Genomic DNA, 1,785 nt, shown 5'->3' on the forward strand with positions numbered 1-1,785 from the left:
TTCCTAATCCTGATGCTTCGGCAGTATTAGAACTCGCCAGCAAACAAAAAGGGTTTCTGCCCCCACGCTTAACAACAGCAGAAAGAGATGCGATTAGCAACCCCGCAGAAGGTTTAACCATTTTTAATACCACCAAAAATTGTCTGGAATGGTACAATCCTTCCGGATGGTACAATGCCTGTGGCGATAATGGTGTCGCTACCGTAACCAGCTATGTCTGCGGTACTCTTGAAACGGGTACTATGGAAGCCGGAACCCCAGTATCGGGCGTAAGCCAGACCATTACCGCTACCGTTTCCGTTCCCGGAAGTTACGACATTAGTGCTACCGAAAACGGTGTAACCTTTAGTGCCAGAGGTAATTTTACCTCAATAGGTAATCATGATATTGTACTTCATGCAACGGGAACACCTGTTGCAACAGGAAGTCATACTTTTGCTTTGAACACCAGCCCCAACAGTTGTAGTTTTAGCAGAATGACTGATTCTAATATTGGAGTTGTTGCCAGTTATAATTGTAATGCACCTCATACCGGTAATTTAACTGTAGGGGTGCCTGTTACAGGTGTGACCCAAACCATAATCGTCGACGTTACAACGGTTGGTATCTACTCTATTCAGGCTAGTGCAAATGGTGTAACTTTTGCCGCAACAGGTACTTTCTTAGCAACCGGTTCACAAAACATTGTACTTACAGCAACGGGGACACCTCTGGCAATAGGATCTAATAATTTTATATTAAACACAACTCCTAATTGTAGCTTTATCAGAATAACGACTGATGCTACTTCTGTTGTTGGCGGAACAGGGAGAATCTGGATGGCATACAATCTTGGTGCTACAGCACCTGCCACAGCTATAAATGATGCCACCCAGTTTGGCGATTTTTATCAATGGGGTCGTGGTACTGATGGCCATGAAAAGAGAAACTCAGCCAGAACAAGTACTCAATCAGCAGGAGACTCTCCCGGACATGGTAGATTTATAACTACAAGCAGTGATTGGCGCCTCACTACAAATAATAATTTATGGAAAGGAATTACTGGTACAAATAATCCTTGTCCTTCCGGTTACAGAATACCTACAAGTCAAGAATGGATTAGTGAATTCCGTGCGTTGGGGATAACTGATCAAACAAGTGCATTTAATTCGGTACTAAAGTTACCACTTCCAGGATATCGTAGTATTGATTTTGCACATTACACATCTTCGGGAACTAGTGGTTTTTATTGGACCAGCGATACAAATGGTACTCAAACTACTATAATAAACACTTCTACAGCAATTACCTTCAATGGAGATAAAGGATGGGGACATAGCGTACGCTGCATCAAAGACTAAAAAAAAAAGCATTTAATTCAACCCAAAATAGTTCCAACAAACCCCAAAATTTCAGCTGAAAATTTGGGGTTTGTTTCTTGTAATAATGTCCTATTATGGTACAATTAAGAAGTATTTATTACACTGAATTTTGTCTCTTTACAAATCATTCTTTTTAGCTCAATTGGGTAGTTTTTTTTTAATTCTCGAATTGACAAAAAGCAAAAAAATAATTACATGAAGAACTTTACATTACTACTCCTATTGTTTGTAGGATATAGCATGCAGTCGCAGGTCGGGATCGGAATTCCTAATCCTGATGCCTCAGCGGTTTTAGAACTCGCCAGCAAACACAAAGGGTTTCTGCCCCCAAGATTAACCACAACAGAAAGAGATGCGATTAGCAACCCCGCAGAAGGTTTAACCATTTATAACATTACCAAAAATTGTCTCGAATGGCATATAG

General features: G+C 40.7%; 1 protein-coding gene and 1 pseudogene. Both read left to right on the top strand.

Annotation, left to right across the window (positions count from 1 at the left end):
* Window positions 1-1,340 (top strand): fibrobacter succinogenes major paralogous domain-containing protein (locus B0A66_RS20975; RefSeq protein ID WP_244283563.1); only part of this gene is annotated, 1,340 nt, incomplete at its 5' end.
* Between the two features lie 216 nt (window positions 1,341-1,556).
* A pseudogene (locus tag B0A66_RS20980) lies at window positions 1,557-1,785 on the top strand (hypothetical protein); the annotation flags it as partial.

It is taken from the genome of Flavobacterium hercynium, from assembly GCF_002217285.1.
Taxonomy (GTDB): Bacteria; Bacteroidota; Bacteroidia; order Flavobacteriales; family Flavobacteriaceae; genus Flavobacterium; species Flavobacterium hercynium.